The organism is Pseudoxanthomonas sp. 97-1-1 (assembly GCF_057773125.1).
Map to the genome: position 1 here is coordinate 51,677 of NZ_JBYMTJ010000005.1, position 18,818 is coordinate 70,494.

The following is an 18,818-nucleotide window of genomic DNA, read 5'->3' on the forward strand; positions in this document are numbered from 1 at the left end:
GCCGCAATTACGCCTCGCCGATGGTACGCCGGCGTATGGAAAAAACCCGGTTGATTTGCATCAAGACAAGCGTATGCACATGTGTGCATTATTTGCGCCTTCGTAGAACGGACCATGCAATGACCGCCCCTGCTTCCTTCTCGCGCGAACAGCTGCTGGCCAGCGCGCGCGGCGAACTGTTCGGCCCCGACAGCGGCCGCCTGCCCAATGACCCGATGCTGATGTTCGACCGCATCACCGAGATCCGCGAGGACGGTGGTGCGCACGGCAAGGGCCTCATCCGCGCGGAACTGGATATCCACCCCGACCTGTGGTTCTTCAAGTGCCACTTCCTCGGCGACCCGGTAATGCCCGGTTGCCTGGGGCTGGATGCGATGTGGCAGCTCACCGGTTTCTTCCTGACCTGGATCGGCGCGCCCGGTCGCGGTCGTGCATTGGGATCGGGCGAAGTGAAGTTCACCGGCCAGGTTTTGCCGACCGCCAAGCGCGTCAGCTACGAGATCGACATCAGCCGCGTGATCAACCGCAAGCTGGTGCTTGCGGTGGCCGATGGCCGCATGCTGGTCGACGGCCGCGAGATATACACCGCGCGCGATCTCCGCGTGGGCCTGTTCACCTCGACGGAGAGCTTCTGATGCGCCGTGTCGTCATCACCGGCCTGGGCATCACGTCCTGCCTCGGCAACGACGCGGATACCGTGTCGGCCGCGCTGCGCGCAGGCCGTTCGGGCATCCGCCATATCCCGCAATACGCCGAACTCGGCTTCCGCAGCCAGGTGGGCGGTGCGCCCGAGATCGACCTTGACGCGCAGATCGACCGCAAGCAGAAGCGCTTCATGGGCGATGCCGCGGCGTTCGCGCATATCGCGCTGCGTGATGCCATCGCCGATGCCGGCCTGGACGACGCGCTGGTCAGTCAGCCGCGCACCGGCCTGATCGCCGGCTCCGGCGGCGGCTCGGCGGAATGGCAGATCGAGGCCGCCGACCTGCTGCGCGCGCGCGGCATCCGCAAGGTGGGCCCGTACATGGTGCCGCGCACGATGTGCTCCACCGTGTCGGCGACCCTCGCCACGGCGTTCAAGATCAAGGGCGTGAGCTATTCGATCTCCGCCGCCTGTGCGACCTCGGCACACTGCATCGGCGCGGCAGCGGACCTGATCCGCGCCGGCCGCCAGGACATCGTGTTCGCCGGCGGCGGCGAAGAGCTGCACTGGGCGCTGACGATGATGTTCGATGCGATGGGCGCGCTGTCGAGCAAGCGCAACGATGACCCCGCGCATGCCTCGCGTCCCTACGATGCGGACCGCGACGGTTTCGTCATCGCCGGTGGTGGCGGCATGCTGGTGCTGGAGGATTACGACCACGCGGTGAAGCGCGGCGCACGCATCCACGCCGAACTGCTGGGTTACGGCGTGACCTCCGACGGCGCCGACATGGTCGCGCCGTCCGGCGAAGGCGCGGTGCGCTGCATGCAGATGGCGCTGGAAGGCGTCACCGCGCCGCTGGACTACCTCAACACGCACGGCACCTCCACGCCGCTGGGCGACGTGATCGAACTCGAGGCGATCCGCACCGCGCTGGGCGATACGCTGCCGCCGATCTCGTCGACCAAGGCGCTGTCCGGCCACTCGCTGGGCGCGGCCAGCGTGCATGAAGCGATCTACTGCCTGCTGATGATGCGCGATGGCTTCATCGCGGGCTCGGCCAACATCGAGACGCTGGACGAAGGCGCCAAGGATTTCCCCATCGTGCAGGCGAGCCGCGACGCGACCCTGACCACGGTGATGTCCAACAGCTTCGGTTTCGGCGGCACGAACGCCAGCCTGGTGTTCGGCCGGGTCTGACCCGGCTCAGCGCCCGTCCACCGCGCGCCGCCCCAGCGCCGGATCGTCGGTGAAGAAGCCGCCGATCCCCAGCGCGAGATAGGCGCGGATCTCGACAAGGGATCCTGCCTCGCTGCGCATGCGCGGATCGTCGCCTTCGCGCAGTGCCTTCGGCAGGAAATGGTTCTCCGGCCGGAAGGTGTATGGCCACACATGCAGGCCTTCGTTGCTGGCATCCGCCATCAGCGCGGTCGGCGTTCCCAGCGCGCCGTCCTCGGAAACCGGCATCAGCAGGCGCGTCCACGGCCCGATGATGTCGGCATAGCCGGCGATGTCCTGCAACCCGGCGGGTGTCATCAGGTCCGCGTAGCGTGTCGGCCTGCCCGCCGCCAGCGCATCGCCCGGTTGCGAGTCAGCCGGACCCAGCAACTGCAGCAGGCGGATGTTCCCGTGCGACGGCCCAAGGCGCGTGTGCAACGCACGCAGGTTCGCCTGCTCGAACGATTGGATCACCACCGGGGCCTTGCGCGTGTACGCGTGCGCCGCCAGCGTCTCCAGCAGCCGCGCTTCCATCGGCAGCCCGATGCGCTGGAAGTGGCTGGGATGCTTGATCTCGGGTATCAGGCCGATGCTGCGCCCACTGCGTGCGGCGTGTTCCGCCGCCAGCGCGATGACCTCATCCAGCGTCGCGATGTCGTATCGGCCATCGTGTGATGTACCGCGCAGCTCGGGCAACCGCTCACGCGCGCGCAACGTCTTCAGTTCGGCGAGGGTGAAGTCTTCGGTGAACCAGCCATCGAACGTCTCGCCATCGATTACCTGTTGTCGCTTGCGGACGGCGAACTCGGGCCGCTGCGCGACATCGGTGGTCCCGCCGATCTCGTTCTCGTGCCGCGCGACCAGCACGCCATCGCGCGTGGACACCAGGTCGGGCTCGATGTAGTCCGCGCCGTCCTCGATTGCACGCGCATACGCCTCCAGCGTGTGCTCAGGCAGATGCGCGCTGGCGCCGCGGTGTGCGACAACGACCACGTCGGACGGCATGTCGCCGGACTGCACGGACGCGGCCGGCATCAGTGCCAACAGGACGGGAAGCAGACGACGGAACGGCATGGACAATCCTTCATGCATGCAAGCATGCCACGCGCGGCACGGGACCCGGACAGCACAAAGCCCGGCTTTCGCCGGGCTCCGGTGCAACGCGGGAGGAGAGAGGACCTCGTTGCAGGTCGCATTCTGCGCGCCGCCTGTTACAGGAAGGCGACAGCGGTCACTCCACCGTCACCGACTTCGCCAGATTGCGCGGCTTGTCCACGTCGGTGCCGCGGGCCAGTGCGGTGTGGTAGGCCAGCAGCTGCACGGGGATGGTGTGCACGATGGGGCTGAGCACACCGACGTGGCGCGGGGTGCGGATGACGTGCACGCCTTCCGACTCGCTGAAGTGGCTGTCCTGGTCGGTGAACACGAACAGCTCGCCGCCGCGCGCGCGCACTTCCTGCATGTTGGACTTCACCTTCTCCAGCAGCATGTCGTTCGGCGCAATCACCACCACCGGCATGTCGGCATCCACCAGCGCGAGCGGGCCGTGCTTCAGTTCGCCGGCCGGGTAGGCCTCAGCGTGGATGTAGGAGATTTCCTTCAGCTTGAGCGCGCCTTCCAGCGCGATCGGATAGTGCAGGCCGCGACCGAGGAACAGCGCGTCGGACTTCGGCGCGAAACGCTCGGCCCAGGCGGCGATCTGCGGCTCCAGGTTCAGCGCGTGCTGCACGCTGCCGGGGAGGTGGCGCAGTTGTTCGAGGTAGTCGGCTTCCTGTTCCGGCGTGACCTTGCCGCGCAGTTTTCCCAGCACCACGGTGAGCTGGAAGAGCGCAGCCAACTGGGTGGTGAAGGCCTTCGTCGAGGCCACGCCGATCTCGGCACCGGCGCGCGTGTAGCACACCAGTTCGCTGGCACGCGGGATGGCGCTTTCGGGAACGTTGCAGATCGACAGCGTGTGCTCGTGGCCCAGCGACTTGGCGTACTTCAGCGCCTCCATCGTGTCCAGGGTTTCGCCGGACTGCGAAATCGTGACGATCAGGTGCTTCGGGTTCGCATATGCGGCGCGATAGCGGTACTCGCTGGCGATCTCGACGTTGCACGGCACGCCGGCGATGGCTTCCAGCCAGTAGCGCGCGGTCATGCCGGCGTAGTAGCTGGTACCACAGGCGAGGATCTGCACGCCCTCGATGTCCTTGAGCGCGGCCTCGGCGTTGGCGCCGAACAGCGCGGGCGAGAAACCGCCGTCGACCACCGCCTCGATGGTGTCGGCGATCGCGCGCGGCTGCTCGTGGATTTCCTTCTGCATGAAGTGGCGGTACGGGCCCAGCTCCAGCGACGCCAGCGACACGTCCGACACATGCACGTCGCGCTGCACGGGTTCATTCTGGCCGTCGAACACCTTGACGCCTTCGCGCGTCACTTCGGCGGTATCGCCTTCTTCCAGGAAAATCACGCGCCGCGTGGCCTGGATGATCGCCGACACGTCGGAGGCGATGAAGTTCTCCCCCTCGCCCAGGCCGATCAGCAACGGGCAGCCCATGCGCGCGCAGACCATGCGGTCGGGTTCCTTGCGACTTACCACGGCCAGTGCGTACGCGCCGGTGAGCTCCTTCACCGTGTGCTGCAGCGCGGTGAGCAGGTCGTCGCCCCCCTTCAGGTGGTGGTGCATCAGGTGGGCGATGACTTCGGTGTCGGTCTGCGACTCGAACACGTAGCCGAGCGCGCGCAGTTTCTCGCGCTGCTCCTCATGGTTCTCGATGATGCCGTTGTGCACCAGCGCCACGCCGTGGCTGATGTGCGGGTGCGCGTTCGCCTCGGTCACGCCGCCGTGCGTGGCCCAGCGCGTATGGCCGATGCCGAGCGTCGCATTGAAGCCCTCGGCGGCGGCTGCGCCTTCCATCTCGGCCACGCGACCGGTGCGGCGCACGCGGCGCACATCCTGCTGATCGACCACGGCGATGCCGGCGGAATCGTAGCCGCGGTATTCGAGCCGCTTCAGTCCCTCGATCAATACCGGCACCACGTCGCGATCGGCGATCGCACCCACAATTCCGCACATAGGCCTGTGTCTTCCATCTGAGTCAAACGAACGGACATTCTACGTGTCCGGCACTGGACAACCCCTGTCCGGCGGGTGTCCGCGGACACCCGGACAGTCCTCCGCCCCGGACAAGCCCCTAGTAAATCAATTACTTGCGTTTGGCACGCATCCTGCTGAGTACGGCAGGTCATTCCAAAGAACGCATGCAGCCGATGATTCGGGACACCTCCGCGCAAGACCGAGTGCTCAGTTCCTCGCAGACCCGCCCGGCCTGGCGCCGCTGGGTATGGCCCGCCGCCGGTGGCGCACTGCTGCTGGCCGGTATCGTGTTCGCGGCGCGCGGCTGGCTGGCGGGCACGACCTCGATCGACGGCGCCCGTCTGCGCATCGCCGAGGTGACCCGCGGCGATCTGGTCCGCGACATCGCCGCTGACGGTCGCGTCATCGCCGCCAACAGCCCCACCCTGTACGCGGTGGCCGGGGGCGTGGTCACGCTGAAGGTCGTGGCCGGCGACAAGGTCGTCAAGGGCCAGCCGCTGGCCGAGATCGACAGCCCTGAGCTGCGCAGCAAACTGGCGCAGGAACAGACCACGCTGGCGGGCATGCAGGCCGAGGCCAGCCGTGCGACCCTGGATGCGAGCGTCACCCGTGCCAATGCGCAGAAGGCACTGGACCAGGCTGGCATCGAGCGCCAGGCCGCCGAGCGCACCCTGCAGCGCTATCAGCGCGGCTTCGAAGGCGGTGCGGTGCCGCAGGTCGACGTGCTGGAAGCGGAGGACAACCTGCGCAAGGCCGAGATCGCACTGTCCCATGCACGCAAGGATGCGGGGCTGCAGGGCCAGGGCGCCGGGCTGGATGCGCGCAACAAGCAACTGCTGGCCGAACGCCAGCGTGCCGTGGTCACCGAAGTGCAGCGCCAGGTCGATGCACTGACCTTGCGTGCGCCATTCGACGGCCAGGTCGGCCAGATCCAGGCAGTGCAGCGCTCCAACGTCGCCATCAACGCGCCCGTGCTGAGCGTGGTGGACCTGTCGGTGTTCGAAGTCGAGATCAAGGTGCCGGAGAGCTTCGCGCGCGACCTCGCCATCGGCATGCCCGCCACGCTGACCAGCGCCGGCCAACCGTATCCGGGTGAAATTTCCGCGGTGTCGCCCGAAGTGGTGAACGGCGAAGTCGTCACCCGCCTGCGCTTCTCCGACAAGCAGCCGCCCGGCCTGCGCCAGAACCAGCGCCTGTCCGCACGCATCCTGATGGACACGCGCCGCAACGTGCTGATGGTCGAGCGTGGCCCGTTCCTCGAACAGGGCGGCGGTCGCTACGCCTACGTCATGGATGGAAGTTCGGCGGTGCGTCGCCCGGTGCAACTGGGCGTCAGCAGCCTGAGCAACGTGGAAGTACTCAGCGGTCTGCAGCCCGGCGACAAGGTCGTCGTTTCCGGCAGCGACCAGTTCGGCGACGCCGAGCGTGTCTCGGTCAACTGATCATCAGCCCCAACCCTCCCCTACGTCTCCCACTCCACTCCCGAACCCGAAGAAGAAGGAACCCGCCATGCTTGAGATGCGCCAAGTCGCCAAGGTCTACCGCACCGAACAGGTGGAAACGCATGCGCTGCGTTCCCTCGACCTGCATGTCCGCGAGGGCGAGTTCGTCGCGGTCACCGGCCCATCGGGCTCGGGCAAGACCACTTTCCTCAACATCGCCGGCCTGCTGGAAACCTTCACCGGCGGCCAGTTCCTGCTGGATGGCCAGGATGTCAGCGGCCTGGGCGATGACGCGCGCTCGCGGCTGCGCAACCACAAGATCGGATTCATCTTCCAGGGCTTCAACCTGATCCCCGACCTCAACCTGTTCGACAACGTCGATGTCCCGCTGCGCTATCGCGGCATGCCGGCGGCCGAGCGCAAGCAGCGCATCGAAGATGCGTTGGGCCGGGTCGGCCTGGGCTCGCGCATGAAGCATTTCCCCGCCGAACTCTCGGGCGGTCAGCAGCAGCGCACCGCGATCGCGCGCGCATTGGCTGGCAGCCCGCGCCTGCTGCTGGCGGACGAACCCACCGGCAACCTCGACTCGCAGATGGCCCGCGGCGTGATGGAGCTGCTGGAGGAGATCAACCGTCAGGGCACGACCATCATCATGGTCACCCACGACCCCGAACTGGCCGCGCGCGCGCAGCGCAACGTGCACATCGTGGACGGGATGGCCACCGACCTGTCGGTGGAGCCTGCATTGATCCGTGCGGCGCACGCCGCCGAAGCCAACGCATCCGCGTAGGGCGGGCCCCGGCCCACCTCAGACAGAATCCAGACGACCACATGGTGGGCCAAGGCCCACCCTACGGAGCCAAGCATGTTCGGCTATTACTTCTCACTGGCGCTGCGCAGTTTCAAGCGCAACAAGGCGCTGACCTCCCTGATGGTGCTGGCCATCGCGCTCGGCATCGGCGCCAGCATGACCACGCTGACGGTGTTCTATGTACTGTCCGGCGACCCGATCCCGCAGAAGAGCGACAAGCTGTTCTACCCGCGCATCGATCCGCGTTCGGCGAACGGCTTCACGCCCGGCAACGAGCCGGAAGACCAGTTCACCCGCTACGACGCCGAGCGCCTGCTGCGCGACAAGAAGGGTGATCGGCAGGCCTTCATGACCGGCGGCGCTTCTTCGATCGAGACGGAAGACGGCAGGATCGAACCATTCCGCATCGACTCGCGCTACACCACGGCCGATTTCTTCCCGATGTTCGAGGTGCCGTTCCGCTACGGCAATGGCTGGTCGGCGGCCGATGACGAATCGCGCGCGCGCGTGGCCGTCATCTCCAAGGCGCTGAACGAGAAACTGTTCGGCGGCGCCAACAGCGTGGGCCGCGAGATCAAGGCCTCCGGCGCGACGTTCCGCGTGATCGGCGTGCTGGATGAATGGCGTCCCGCGCCGAAGTTCTACGACATGACCCAGGACCGCTTCACCGAAGTGGAGCAGCTGTTCGTGCCGTTCTGGACCTCGCGCGCCTTGAAGATGGGCACGCAGGGCAACATGAACTGCTGGGGAGATTCCAGCGCCGAGGAGGAAGGCTCGCAAGGCCCGAATGCGCCGTGCGCGTGGCTGCAGTACTGGGTCGAGCTGGGCACGCCAGCGAAGGTCGAGGCATACAAGCAGTACCTGAAGAACTACTCCGACCAGCAGCGTGCTGCCGGCCGTTTCGAACGAGCCGCCAACGTGGACCTGCACAACGTGATGCAGTGGCTGGACAAGCAGGGCGCCGTTCCCGCCGACGTTCGCCTGCAGGTGTGGCTGGCGTTCGGCTTCCTGGCCGTCTGCCTGCTCAACACCGTCGGCCTGCTGTTGGCGAAGTTCCTGGGCCGCGCCTCGCAGATCGGCGTGCGGCGCGCGTTGGGTGCAACGCGCAAGGCCATCTTCGCGCAGTGCCTGGTGGAAGCGGGTACGGTCGGGCTGGTCGGTGGCGTGCTGGGCCTCGTGCTCGCCTGGCTGGGCTTGCTGGCCGTTCGCCAGCAGCCGGCCGGCTACGCCGACCTCGCGCACATGGACCTGAAGATGCTGCTGGCCACCTTCGCGCTGGCGATCGTCGCCAGCCTTCTCGCCGGCATGTTGCCCGCGTGGCGCGCCATGCAGGTGACGCCCGCCATCCAGCTCAAGAGCCAGTGACCCATCCATCCAAGAGGCACGTCATGGACATCCGCCCCATCCTTTCCACCCTGTCCCGCCACAAGACGGCCGCCGCACTGATCGTGCTGGAAGTGGCGCTGTCGTGCGCCATCATCTGCAACGCCGTGTTCCTCATCACCCAGCGACTGGAGCGCATCGACCGCCCCACCGGCATGGCCAACGAGGAGATCGTGCGGATCAGCATGGGCAACCTAGGCGAAAATCCCGACGCCGACGCGCTGGTGAAGCAGGACGTCGCCAGCCTGCGCGCGCTCGCAGGCGTCAAGGCGGCCGGCAGCATCAACCACGTGCCGTTCGACAATTCATCGTGGAACACCTCCATCCAGCTCGAACCGGAACAGGAACGCCCCAGCGCACAGGCGAACGTCTATCTCGGTGATGCGGTGGTCGAAACGCTCGGCCTGAAGCTGGCCGAGGGACGCGACTTCAATGCCGACGAGTACGTCAACTGGACCGAGATCAACAAGCAGAATGCGAAGTACGCAATGCCCGCCGTGATCCTGAGCCGCGAGCTGGCGAACAAGCTCTTCCCCGGCGAAAGCGCGATCGGGAAGAACATCTACGCCTGGAACACCGACAACGTGCCGCACCGCGTGGTCGGCGTGGTCGATCGGCTGATCCGCACGAACGACAACGGTGGCATCGCGGAAGCGGGCTTCGCGATGATCCTGCCGGCGAAGGACCTGACCATGGGGACCTTCGTGATCCGCACCATGCCGGAGCGTCGTGCCGAAGTGCAGAAGGCCGCGATCGCCACGCTGGAGAAGAACAGCGCGCGGCGGCTGGTCCTGCGCGAGGGCACGTTCACCGACATCATGAGCGACTACTACCGCGGCGATCGCGCGATGGCATGGCTGCTCATCACCGTGATCGTCTCGCTGCTGATCGTCACTGCATTGGGCATCGTCGGCCTGGCCAGCTTCTGGGTGCAGCAACGCACCAAGCAGATCGGCATCCGCCGCGCGCTGGGCGCAACGAAAGGACAGATCCTGCGCTACTTCCAGACCGAGAACTTCCTGCTGGCGACCATCGGCATCGTGATCGGCATGATCCTGGCGTACGGCATCAACCAGCTGCTGATGGGCAAGTACGAACTGCCACGCCTGCCGCTGCTGTATCTGCCGGTCGGCGCCGTGCTGCTGTGGCTGCTGGGCCAGGTCGCCGTGTACGGGCCGGCGCGCAAGGCCGCGTCGGTGCCGCCGGCGGTGGCGACGCGTACTGCCTGACGCGCACGGGTCGCCGCACACACTTCCGGGTGTGTGCGGCGCCGGAATGCTCATGCCACATCCGGGATTCCTGCTGCTAGGACGTCACCACGCAGGCACATGGCTGCTCGCGTTGCAACTCGCCATCGGCGTCGTGCTGTGCGTCCATGCCTGGCAGACGTTCGCCGCGCTCCAGGCCCGACGCTTCGAACCCAGTGGCATCGACGAGAACACGTTGATGCTGGTGCCCTGGATCAAGTCGCCTGCCGCAGACGATCCGGGTGTCGAGCATGTGCTGCAGACGCTGCGCGCCATTCCCGGGGTCGTCTCGGTGGCGGCAAGCAACCAGGCGCCGTACGGACGCAATGCATGGAGCGTGCATGCCTGGACCGGATCGGACCGGAGCCCCCGCCACCTGACCTCCCTCTATCTCGTCCATGAAGGCTTCTTCGATACCCTCGGCCTCTCCACAGCAAGCGGACGCCGCTTTCTCGCCGATGAGTTCCACGACTATCCGGGCGACCAGGGCCGGCTGCACGCCGGTCCGACGTCCGCCATCGTCTCCGTGGCGCTGGCGAAGCATCTGTATGGCGATGCCGATCCACTGGGCCGCACGTTGCACGTGATGCCCGGCGTGCCGCTTCACATCGTCGGCGTGGTGGACAGGATCCCGTTGCCGGCCACGGCGCATGGCACCGACGGTGCGGCCATGGTGTTGCCGGTGCGCTTGCAGGACACGGCGGCGGCCCAGTTCGTGGTCCGCCACCGGCCCGATCCCGCGGCGATGACGGCGCGCATCCGTACCGCGTTGTTGGCGGCGTACCCGACCGCCGTGTCCGCCATGCCCGTCAGCCTGGCGACGCTGCGCGAGCAGACCTTGCGCGCGCCCGCAGCGGACGCATGGCGGTCGGCGCTCGCCTGCGCGACCTGGTGGCTGCTCACACTGGGCATGCTGGTGCTGGGCGGCCATCGCTGGATCCAGGAGCACGCGCAGGAGTTCAGCCTTCGACGGGCGATGGGGGCCAGCGGCGCCCAGCTCGCCCTGCGATTGAGGCTGGAGTATCTCCTGCTGGCGGCGGGTGCCTCCCTGGCTGCGCTGGCGTGCATGGCATGGTTGTTCCCGCTGCTCGTGCCCGGATGGCGCGCAACGGCCGCGTCACCGTGGACGCATGCAGCGGCGATTGCCTGGACTGCCCTTGCGGTGCAACTTGCTGCCGGGTGGCCTGCCCGTCTCGTGCGCCGCATTCCGGCGCACCTCGTCAGCCGCAGTCCTTCGGTTAGGCTATAGCGCATGCCCACGATCCTCGTCATCGACGACAACCTGGCCGTCAGCACGGCCTTGAACGTGCTGTTCTCGCTGCACGACATCGACACGCTGCATGCCGAATCACCCGAGGCGGGCCTGACCCTGCTGCGCGAGCAGGCGGTCGACCTGGTCATCCAGGACATGAACTTCACCGAGGACACCACGTCCGGGGTGGAAGGCGAGCAGCTGTTCACCGCGATCCGCGCGCAGTGGCCCGACCTGCCGGTGATCCTGCTGACAGCGTGGACGCATTTGGAAGCGGCGGTGAACCTGGTCAAGGCCGGCGCGACCGACTACCTGGCCAAACCCTGGGACGACCGCAAGCTGCTGGCCACCGTCAACACGCTGCTGGAACTTGCCGAGACGCGCAATGAGCTCGATCGCCGCCGCAACCGCGAGCGCCGCAGCCGCGACCAGCTTTCGGCGAAGTACGACCTGCGCAACCTGGTGTTCGAGGACCCGGCCAGCGAACGCGTCGTCGCCCTCGCCTGCCAGGTCGCGCGTTCGGACCTGCCGGTGCTGATCACCGGTCCCAACGGTGCAGGCAAGGAGAAGATCGCGGAGATCATCCAGGCCAACTCCAGCGTGAAGTCGGGCGCCTTCGTGACGCTCAATTGCGGCGCATTGCCTTCCGAGCTGATCGAAGCCGAATTGTTCGGCGCCGATGCCGGCGCCTACACCGGTGCCAACAAGGCACGCGAGGGCAAGTTCGAGGCGGCCGACGGCGGCACGCTGTTCCTCGATGAGATCGGCAACCTGCCACTGGCGGGCCAGATGAAGCTGCTGCGCGTGCTCGAGACCGGGCGTTTCGAGCGCCTTGGCTCCAATCGCGAACGCCAGGTCGTGGTGCGCGTCATCAGCGCCACCAATGCCGACCTGCCCACGATGATCCGCGAGGGTTCCTTTCGCGAAGACCTGTACTACCGGCTCAACGCGATCGAACTCGCGCTGCCGCCCCTGGCCGAACGTCCCGGCGACATCCTGCCGTTGGCCGAGCGCTTCCGTCCCGCCGACAAGCCGCTGGGTGAAAGCGCGCGCGCTGCACTGCTCCGGCACGCATGGCCCGGCAACGTGCGTGAACTGCGCAACGTCATCCAGCGTGCCGGGCTGCTGGCGATGGGGGACCGCATCGAGGCAACCGACCTCAACCTGCCCCGGCCCGCACCGGTGCGCAACACGGTCGTTGCGGAACCGGAGCGGGCCGACATCGAAACCGCGCTTGCGCGCGCCGGCGGCATCATCGCCCAGGCCGCGGCCGATCTCGGCATGAGCCGGCAGGCCCTGTACCGGCGCATGGAACGCTTCGGCATCAAGACCCCATGATCCGTCGCTCCCTCGCCGGTCGCGTGCTGTCCTGGCTGTTGCCCTTGCTGGCGCTGGCACTGGTGCTGCCGGTCGCACTGTCGCACTGGCTCGGCGACGACATCATCGCGGTGCTGGTCTCGGCCATCGTGGTGCTGCCGCTGGCGATGTGGGCGATCCATCGCGGGCTGCGCAGCACGTACTCGCTGTTCCGCGCGCTGGCGGGCAGCGTCAACAGCTATCGCGATGGCGAGTACAACTTCGGCATCCACTGGCGCGGGAACGACGAACTCGCCGAGCTGGTGCAGTCCCATGCCGCGCTGGGCGAGGTGCTGCGCGAACAGCGCCTGAGCCTGGTCCAACGCGAACTGCTGCTCGACACCATGGTGCAGAACACGCCGGTGGCCATGCTGTTGATCGCGCCCGGCGGCGACGGCGTCCGGCGGGTCATCTTCGCCAACGTGGCCGCGCGGAAGCTGCTGCACAGCGGCTGGAAACTCGAAGGCCAGGACTACGACGCACTGATCGGATCCGCACCCGTCGAGATGCGCGAAGCCCTCGCCCGCGGCGGCGACAGCCTGTTCGCCATCGGCAGTGAGGAAGAGGACGGCGAAGAGCAGGTCTACCACCTGGCGCGCAGGAACTTCCGCCTGAACGGTCGACCACACGAATTGCTGCTGCTGCGCCTGCTGACCAGCGAGCTGCGGCGACAGGAAGTGATGACGTGGAAGAAGGTCATCCGCGTGATCAGCCATGAACTCAACAACTCGCTCGCGCCCGTGGCGTCGCTGGCGCACTCGGGCGCGGAGCTCGTGCGGCGTGGCCGCCACGACCGGCTGGAGGAAGTGTTCGGCACCATCGAGGAGCGCGCACGCCACCTGGAAGGCTTCATCCGCGGCTACGCACGCTTCGCCAAGTTGCCGCAGCCGCAACTGCAGACGGTGCACTGGCGTGCCTTCTTCGAAGGGCTGCAGCGGCAGATCGCCTTCGAGCTCACGATGCCGGAGGCCGACATCGATGGCCGCATCGATGTGGCGCAGCTCGAACAGGCGCTGCTCAACCTGCTGAAGAACGCGCACGAATCGGGCACCACCCCGGAGGGCGTATCGGTCCGCGTTACGCGCCTTCCCGACTGGTTGCGCATCGAGGTGATGGATCGCGGCACCGGCATGAACGACGCGGTGCTGCAGAACGCGCTGGTGCCGTTCTACTCGACCAAGCGCAACGGCACCGGGCTGGGCCTCGCGCTGACGCGCGAGATCATCGAAGCGCACGGCGGACGCCTGTCGCTGCACAACCGCGATGGCGGCGGCCTTTGCGTGGCGATCCAGTTGCCCGAAAATTGATCTTTCCGAGGAGAAGGCTTCGGAGCCCTCCCGCTGCATCCGAGGCCGAACCCGCATGGCACCGACTCCCCCTCTCCCTCCGGGAGTGGGTAAGGGGTGAGGGTGGGCCGCCGCGATCCCGTTCAATGTACTTCCGCGAATGGCGGGCTTGAGCCCGCCCTACGCTACTTCGGCTTCTTCACCGGCCGCTGCCAGCCTTCGATCGTGACCTGCCGCGCGCGGGCAACCGTCAGCTGGTCAGCGGGAGCGTTCTTCGAGATGACAGAGCCTGCACCGATCGTCGCACCGTCGGCCAGCGTCACCGGCGCGACCAGCGAGGTGTTGGAACCGACGAACACGCGGTCGCCGATCGTCGTCGTCGACTTGTTCACGCCGTCGTAGTTGCAGGTAATCGTGCCGGCGCCGATGTTGGTGCCGCTGCCGATGACGGCATCGCCCAGATAGGTCAGGTGGTTGGCCTTGCTGCCCGTACCGATGTGCGCGTTCTTGGTCTCGACGAAATTGCCGACGTGCACGCCATCGGCCAACACGGTACCGGGACGCAGCCGCGCATACGGACCTATCAGCGCCGCACCCTGGCTGACCACGCCTTCAAGGTCGCAATGCGCGCGGACCTGGGTACCGGCGGCCAGCGTCACGTCCTTCAACCGCGTGAACGGGCCCACGATGACGCCGTCGCCCAGTTCCACCTCGCCTTCCAGCACCACGTCCACATCGATCTGCACGTCGCGCCCCACACGCACGATACCGCGCTGATCGAAACGTGCCGGATCGATCAGGCGCGCGCCCAGCGTGCACAGCGCGCGCGCGGCGCGCAGCTGGTAGGCACGCTCCAGTTGCGACAGTTGCCACGGATCGTTGGCGCCTTCCGCTTCGATGGGTTCACCCACCAGCACCATCTCCGCAGGCGTGAATTCTTCCGCCGCCATCGCGAACACGTCGGTCAGGTAGTACTCGCCCTGCGCGTTGTCGTTGGACAGTCGGGTGAGCCACCCCTTCAGGGCACTGCCGTCGGCGGCGATGATGCCGGTGTTGATGGTGCGGATGCGGCGCTGGTCTTCGTCCGCGTCCTTGTGTTCGACGATGGCGGCCACGCGCCCCGCTTCATCGCGCACGATGCGTCCATACCCGCTCGGGTCGGCGGGCTCCGCCACCAGTACCGCCAGGCGGGCGGGCGCGTCCAGCAGGCGCTGCAGGGTCTCGCTGCGGGTCAGCGGGACGTCGCCATAGAGCACCAGGACGCGCGCACCGTCGGGAATCTCCGGCATGGCCTGCACCACGGCATGCCCGGTGCCCAGCTGCTGCGCCTGGTGCGCCCAGTGCAGGTCAGCCTGGTCGGCGAATGCCGCCTGCACCTGATCGCCACCGTGGCCATGGACCACGTGCACCCCGGCGGGCGACAGGGCGCGCGCCGCGTCGATGACGTGCGCCAGCATCGGCCGCCCCGCGATCGGCTGCAGCACCTTGGGCAGCGCGGACTTCATGCGCTTGCCTTCACCGGCGGCCAGGATGACGACGTGTAGTTGCTTCATATGGTTTCCCATTACGATGATGCACGGCCTCGCGCCGAGCTGCGATGGTATCAATTCAACCCCATGCACAAGGATGTTCTCTTGATCCAGTCCCCCTCCGCCATGCCAAGTGCGAATCCCTGGAAGGCGCCCTCCCTCACCGCGCTGTTGCTGATTCTGCTGGCGATGGTGGTCCAAGGACAGGACGGCAACTGGGACTTGCGCAATTACCACTTCTATACGCCATCAGCGTTGCTTGACGGCCGCTTCAGCCAGGATATAGCGGCTGCGCAGTTGCAGACGTGGCACAACCCGACGCTCGACGTGCCCTTCGCGTGGATGGTGCGCGCAGGTTTCCCGGGCTGGCTGGTCTCGCTATGGCTGGGCTTGCACGCTTTCATCGCCGTGCTGTTCGCCCTGCGGCTGCTCGACCAGCTGTGGCCTCAGCATCGCAGTCCGCTGCGCACGGCTGTGGCCGGCTTGACGGCCGTAGGGGGGGCGGCCGTGATGCCGAGCATCGGCACCACGTTCAACGATGCCTTCGTGGCGGCTGGCATGATGGCGGGCTTGTGGTGGGCCGTAGATTCGCAGGGCCGACGCGGCGCGTGGGCCACTTGGATACCCGTTGGGCTGGCGGCGGGGCTGGCTGCCGGCCTGAAACTTACCGGTGCGATGTACTGCATCGGCTTCATCGGTGCTGCACTGGTCGCCGGTCCGTTGCGCGGGGTGCCCGCACGCCTGCTGGCGCTCGCGGCCGGCGGCATCGCGGGCGGCCTGCTGACAGCGGGACCCTGGGCGCTGTACTTGTGGCAGTCGCATGGCAACCCGCTGTTTCCCTACTTCAATGAATGGTTCAGCTCGCCGGATGCACTGCCTCATAGCCACAAGGACATGCGCTTCATTCCACAGGGCCTGAATGCGCTGCTGGTGCCTTTCCACCTGCTGGTCGAAGGCACCCGCTTCTCCGAGAGCAAGCTGGCCGACCCGCGCCTGCTGCTCGGGTTCTCCTCGCTTGCGGCCTGGTGGGTGACGGCATGGCGCGCACGCGCCCGGCACGCACGCGACATGGCCATGGTCCATGCGCTGCTGGTGTTCGTTCTGCTCAGCTTCGTGGTCTGGGTGAAGCTGTACGGCATCTATCGGTATCTGTTCGCACTGGAACTGGTCTGCTCGATCGCGATCATCGGCATGCTGTCCCAGTGGCTGCCCCGACGCTTTCCCCGCACGGTGCTGGTGCTGTCGGCGTTGCTGCTGGTCGGTGTCGCCAATCGGCCCGGCTGGGGCCGCGAGTCCTTCAGCACGCCGATGGTGGACGTGCGTCTGCCCGCGTTGCCGCGCGACGGCCTGGTGGTGCTGGCCCAGGACCATCCGCTGGGTTACGCGGTGGCGTATCTGCCCCGCGGCGTGCCGGCGATCTCGATCCACAACAACTTCATGACACCGGAACGCTGCACGCGACTGCAGGCCCGCGCCGAGCAACGCGTGCGGCAGCACACCGGGCCGTTGCTCCTCCTGCGTGAAGTGCCGAAATCCGCCCCACTCACGGAGTACTACCAGGCATACGGGCTCGCGCTTGGCGGCGCGTGCCAGACCGTGCCGACCAACCTGAGCCGGCTCGAACTCTGCCCGCTAGTACGCCGCTCCGCTACTCCGACGATCTGCCCCGCGCCAGCACCTGGTCGGTGATCAGGCGCAGGATCTCGTTCGAGCGGCGATTGACCGTGTCCAGGATCAGGCCCGTGGCCAGCGCCACTACGCCCATCAGGGTGAAGGCCACCGCCAGCACGGCGGTGGACGGATGCGTCACCAGGCCGGTCTGGGTGAATTCGTGGATGACGAACGCGCCGAAACCCAGTCCCGCCAGCACGCAGAGCAACGACAACGTGCCGAAAAAGAGCAGCGGCCGCATGTCCTTGAACAGGAACAGGATGGTCTTCAACACCCGCATGCCATCGCGGTAGGTGTTGAGCTTGGACTCGCTGCCGTCGGGTCGCGTGCCGTACTCGATGGTGCGCTCGGACAGAACGAAGCCATTGGACAGCGCGAATACGGTCATCTCCGTTTCGATCTCGAAGCCGCGCGACAGCACCGGCATCGACTTGACGAAGCGCCGCGAGAAGACCCGGTAACCCGACAGCACGTCGCGCACGGGATGCCCGAAAAGCGCACCGATGCAGCCGCGCACCAGGCGGTTGCCGAATCCATGGAAACGGCGGAACGATGCAGTTTCATGCGACTCCAGCCGCGTGCCCACCACCATGTCGGCGCGTCCGTCGGCCACGTCCTGGATCAGCGCGCGCGCGGAGGCTGCCGGATAGGTGTCGTCGCCATCGGCCATCACGTAGATCTCGGCATCGACATCGCGGAACATGGCACGCACCACGTTGCCCTTGCCCTTGGCCAACACCCGGCGCACGCGCGCGCCCGCCTGCGCGGCCAGCTCGGCTGTGCCGTCGCTGCTGGCGTTGTCGAAGACCCACACCTCGGCTTCCGGCAGCGCGTCGCGGAAGTCGGCGACGACCTTTTGCACTGTCAGTGCTTCGTTGTGGCAGGGGATCAGGACGGCGATGCGCAAGCGAAGTTTCCCGGGTCCGTGTGGGCGGCAAGCATCTTACACGGCAAGTCGAGCGCCTCCCGCGGTTTAAGATGGCGGAATGATCCATCGCGTACTCCGGCGCCACCTGCTACAGAGGGACCTGCTCCGCGAAGGCGGAAGCTTCATCGCCGTCGGCGTGGCGCAGTTGCTGCTGGACTGGCTGGTCTTCGTGGTGCTCACCGCCGTTGGCGTACCCGCCGCACCCGGCAACCTGGCCGGACGCGCATGCGGCGCGCTGCTGGGCTTCTGGTTGAACGGCCGGCTGACGTTTGCGCAGGCCGGTGCGGCGCGGCTGGGCTGGTGGCGCTTCACCAAGTTCCTGCTGGTGTGGGTGCCATTGACCGCAATCAGCACGCTGGCGGTCACCTGGGTGGCGTCGTCACTGGGACTGGCGCATGCCTGGCTGGCCAAGCCGCTGGTGGAGGGCGTGCTGGCGGTGGTCGCGTTCTTCCTGTGGCGGCACGTCGTCTACCGCTAGGTCCGGAAACGGAAACGCCGGCGCGAGGCCGGCGTTCCGATGAAGCGAAGGCGGTGGACCTCAGTGCTTGAGGTTCTTGCGCAGGCGCTCCAGCGCGCTGAGCTGGGCGATGCTCATGGCCAGCTGGGCCTGGGCTTCTTCCACGCTCATCTTCGGGTCCTTGTGGGACAGCACGCGCTCGGCTTCTTCCTTCGCCTTGCGCACCTGCGCCTCGTCGATGTCGGTCGCACGCACGGCGGTGTCCGCCAGCACGGTGACGACCTGCGGCTGCACCTCGAGGATGCCGCCGGAGATGGCGAAGTCCAGATGCTCGCCGCTCGGCAGCGTCACCACCACCTTGCCCGGCTTCAGGCGGGTGATCAGCGGCGCGTGCTTCGGCGCGATGCCGAGCTCGCCCAGTTCGCCGGTGGCGACGACCAGGGTGGCTTCACCGTGGAAGATTTCCTGCTCGGCACTGACGATGTCGCAACGGATGGTGCTCATGGAACTCTCTTT

At 67.0% G+C, this 18,818-nt stretch carries 16 protein-coding genes; 11 read left to right on the top strand and 5 right to left on the bottom strand.

Features of this window, described 5'->3' with window-relative positions:
- Nucleotides 1-119: 119 nt before the first annotated feature.
- Nucleotides 120-635, top strand: coding sequence for a 3-hydroxyacyl-[acyl-carrier-protein] dehydratase FabA (fabA, locus tag AC3DET_RS18080; protein ID WP_192202945.1), 516 nt, complete (start codon nucleotides 120-122; stop codon nucleotides 633-635).
- The gene (gene fabB / locus AC3DET_RS18085) at nucleotides 635-1,843 is read left to right on the top strand and encodes a beta-ketoacyl-ACP synthase I (RefSeq protein ID WP_337732579.1); all 1,209 of its coding nucleotides are present in this window, start codon (nucleotides 635-637) and stop codon (nucleotides 1,841-1,843) included. The genes fabA and fabB overlap by 1 nt, the downstream gene beginning before the upstream one ends.
- Nucleotides 1,844-1,849: 6 nt before the next feature.
- Here fabB and AC3DET_RS18090 read toward each other — a convergent pair whose 3' ends face one another.
- Together AC3DET_RS18090 and glmS are read right to left on the bottom strand one after the other, a co-directional pair.
- A complete protein-coding gene (locus tag AC3DET_RS18090) occupies nucleotides 1,850-2,935 on the bottom strand; it encodes a glycerophosphodiester phosphodiesterase (RefSeq protein ID WP_488392530.1) in 1,086 nt (361 codons plus the stop codon).
- A 157-nt stretch (nucleotides 2,936-3,092) separates the two neighbouring features.
- Entirely contained in the window at nucleotides 3,093-4,919 is a 1,827-nt protein-coding gene (gene glmS / locus AC3DET_RS18095) for a glutamine--fructose-6-phosphate transaminase (isomerizing) (protein WP_337732581.1), read from the bottom strand.
- A gap of 194 nt (nucleotides 4,920-5,113) precedes the next feature.
- Here glmS and AC3DET_RS18100 point away from each other — a divergent pair, with 194 nt between their 5' ends.
- The 7 genes from AC3DET_RS18100 (at nucleotide 5,114) to AC3DET_RS18130 (ending at nucleotide 13,738) form a co-directional block, all read left to right on the top strand.
- Complete coding sequence (locus tag AC3DET_RS18100) at nucleotides 5,114-6,382, top strand: efflux RND transporter periplasmic adaptor subunit (protein ID WP_488392615.1); 1,269 nt, start codon at nucleotides 5,114-5,116, stop codon at nucleotides 6,380-6,382.
- Nucleotides 6,383-6,449: 67 nt separating this feature from the next.
- Complete coding sequence (locus AC3DET_RS18105; protein WP_192202941.1) at nucleotides 6,450-7,172, top strand: ABC transporter ATP-binding protein; 723 nt, start codon at nucleotides 6,450-6,452, stop codon at nucleotides 7,170-7,172.
- Between the two features lie 75 nt (nucleotides 7,173-7,247).
- Nucleotides 7,248-8,558 carry an ABC transporter permease gene (locus AC3DET_RS18110; protein WP_488392531.1) on the top strand — a complete coding sequence of 437 codons (1,311 nt, stop codon included), beginning with the start codon at nucleotides 7,248-7,250 and terminating at the stop codon, nucleotides 8,556-8,558.
- Between the two features lie 23 nt (nucleotides 8,559-8,581).
- Nucleotides 8,582-9,805 carry an ABC transporter permease gene (locus AC3DET_RS18115; RefSeq protein WP_488392532.1) on the top strand — a complete coding sequence of 408 codons (1,224 nt, stop codon included), beginning with the start codon at nucleotides 8,582-8,584 and terminating at the stop codon, nucleotides 9,803-9,805.
- Between the two features lie 52 nt (nucleotides 9,806-9,857).
- A complete protein-coding gene (locus tag AC3DET_RS18120; RefSeq protein WP_488392533.1) occupies nucleotides 9,858-11,072 on the top strand; it encodes an ABC transporter permease in 1,215 nt (404 codons plus the stop codon).
- 3 nt (nucleotides 11,073-11,075) lie between these two features.
- The gene (locus tag AC3DET_RS18125; protein WP_337732585.1) at nucleotides 11,076-12,413 is read left to right on the top strand and encodes a sigma-54-dependent transcriptional regulator; all 1,338 of its coding nucleotides are present in this window, start codon (nucleotides 11,076-11,078) and stop codon (nucleotides 12,411-12,413) included.
- The gene (locus AC3DET_RS18130; protein WP_192202936.1) at nucleotides 12,410-13,738 is read left to right on the top strand and encodes an ATP-binding protein; all 1,329 of its coding nucleotides are present in this window, start codon (nucleotides 12,410-12,412) and stop codon (nucleotides 13,736-13,738) included. Before AC3DET_RS18125 ends, AC3DET_RS18130 begins: the two co-directional genes overlap by 4 nt.
- 164 nt (nucleotides 13,739-13,902) lie before the next feature.
- Here AC3DET_RS18130 and glmU read toward each other — a convergent pair whose 3' ends face one another.
- Entirely contained in the window at nucleotides 13,903-15,270 is a 1,368-nt protein-coding gene (gene glmU / locus AC3DET_RS18135) for a bifunctional UDP-N-acetylglucosamine diphosphorylase/glucosamine-1-phosphate N-acetyltransferase GlmU (RefSeq protein WP_488392534.1), read from the bottom strand.
- Between the two features lie 81 nt (nucleotides 15,271-15,351).
- Between glmU and AC3DET_RS18140 the strand changes: the two genes are divergently transcribed.
- The gene (locus AC3DET_RS18140; protein WP_488392535.1) at nucleotides 15,352-16,935 is read left to right on the top strand and encodes a hypothetical protein; all 1,584 of its coding nucleotides are present in this window, start codon (nucleotides 15,352-15,354) and stop codon (nucleotides 16,933-16,935) included.
- Here AC3DET_RS18140 and AC3DET_RS18145 read toward each other — a convergent pair.
- Nucleotides 16,895-17,824, bottom strand: a complete 930-nt coding sequence (locus AC3DET_RS18145; protein ID WP_488392536.1) for a glycosyltransferase family 2 protein — start codon at nucleotides 17,822-17,824, stop codon at nucleotides 16,895-16,897. The two genes, AC3DET_RS18140 and AC3DET_RS18145, sit on opposite strands and share 41 nt — an antisense overlap.
- Before the next feature lie 79 nt (nucleotides 17,825-17,903).
- On the opposite strand from AC3DET_RS18145, the gene AC3DET_RS18150 reads away from it, so the two are divergent.
- Nucleotides 17,904-18,323 (top strand): GtrA family protein, encoded by a 420-nt coding sequence (locus AC3DET_RS18150; protein WP_192202932.1) that lies wholly within the window; start codon nucleotides 17,904-17,906, stop codon nucleotides 18,321-18,323.
- Nucleotides 18,324-18,383: 60 nt separating this feature from the next.
- On the opposite strand, the gene AC3DET_RS18155 is transcribed toward AC3DET_RS18150, so the two are convergent.
- Nucleotides 18,384-18,806, bottom strand: coding sequence for a F0F1 ATP synthase subunit epsilon (locus tag AC3DET_RS18155; protein ID WP_142126049.1), 423 nt, complete (start codon nucleotides 18,804-18,806; stop codon nucleotides 18,384-18,386).
- Nucleotides 18,807-18,818 lie beyond the last annotated feature (12 nt).

What these genes read in the sequence shown, in the direction of transcription:
- AC3DET_RS18150 (WP_192202932.1), top strand. Translation starts at nt 17,904, where the DNA reads ATGATCCATCGCGTACTCCGGCGCCACCTGCTACAGAGGGACCTGCTC.
- fabA (WP_192202945.1), top strand. Translation starts at nt 120, where the DNA reads ATGACCGCCCCTGCTTCCTTCTCGCGCGAACAGCTGCTGGCCAGCGCG.
- AC3DET_RS18125 (WP_337732585.1), top strand. Translation starts at nt 11,076, where the DNA reads ATGCCCACGATCCTCGTCATCGACGACAACCTGGCCGTCAGCACGGCC.
- AC3DET_RS18100 (WP_488392615.1), top strand. Translation starts at nt 5,114, where the DNA reads ATGATTCGGGACACCTCCGCGCAAGACCGAGTGCTCAGTTCCTCGCAG.
- AC3DET_RS18105 (WP_192202941.1), top strand. Translation starts at nt 6,450, where the DNA reads ATGCTTGAGATGCGCCAAGTCGCCAAGGTCTACCGCACCGAACAGGTG.
- AC3DET_RS18120 (WP_488392533.1), top strand. Translation starts at nt 9,858, where the DNA reads ATGCCACATCCGGGATTCCTGCTGCTAGGACGTCACCACGCAGGCACA.
- AC3DET_RS18115 (WP_488392532.1), top strand. Translation starts at nt 8,582, where the DNA reads ATGGACATCCGCCCCATCCTTTCCACCCTGTCCCGCCACAAGACGGCC.
- glmU (WP_488392534.1), bottom strand. Translation starts at nt 15,270, where the DNA reads ATGAAGCAACTACACGTCGTCATCCTGGCCGCCGGTGAAGGCAAGCGC.
- glmS (WP_337732581.1), bottom strand. Translation starts at nt 4,919, where the DNA reads ATGTGCGGAATTGTGGGTGCGATCGCCGATCGCGACGTGGTGCCGGTA.
- AC3DET_RS18090 (WP_488392530.1), bottom strand. Translation starts at nt 2,935, where the DNA reads ATGCCGTTCCGTCGTCTGCTTCCCGTCCTGTTGGCACTGATGCCGGCC.
- fabB (WP_337732579.1), top strand. Translation starts at nt 635, where the DNA reads ATGCGCCGTGTCGTCATCACCGGCCTGGGCATCACGTCCTGCCTCGGC.
- AC3DET_RS18110 (WP_488392531.1), top strand. Translation starts at nt 7,248, where the DNA reads ATGTTCGGCTATTACTTCTCACTGGCGCTGCGCAGTTTCAAGCGCAAC.
- AC3DET_RS18130 (WP_192202936.1), top strand. Translation starts at nt 12,410, where the DNA reads ATGATCCGTCGCTCCCTCGCCGGTCGCGTGCTGTCCTGGCTGTTGCCC.
- AC3DET_RS18155 (WP_142126049.1), bottom strand. Translation starts at nt 18,806, where the DNA reads ATGAGCACCATCCGTTGCGACATCGTCAGTGCCGAGCAGGAAATCTTC.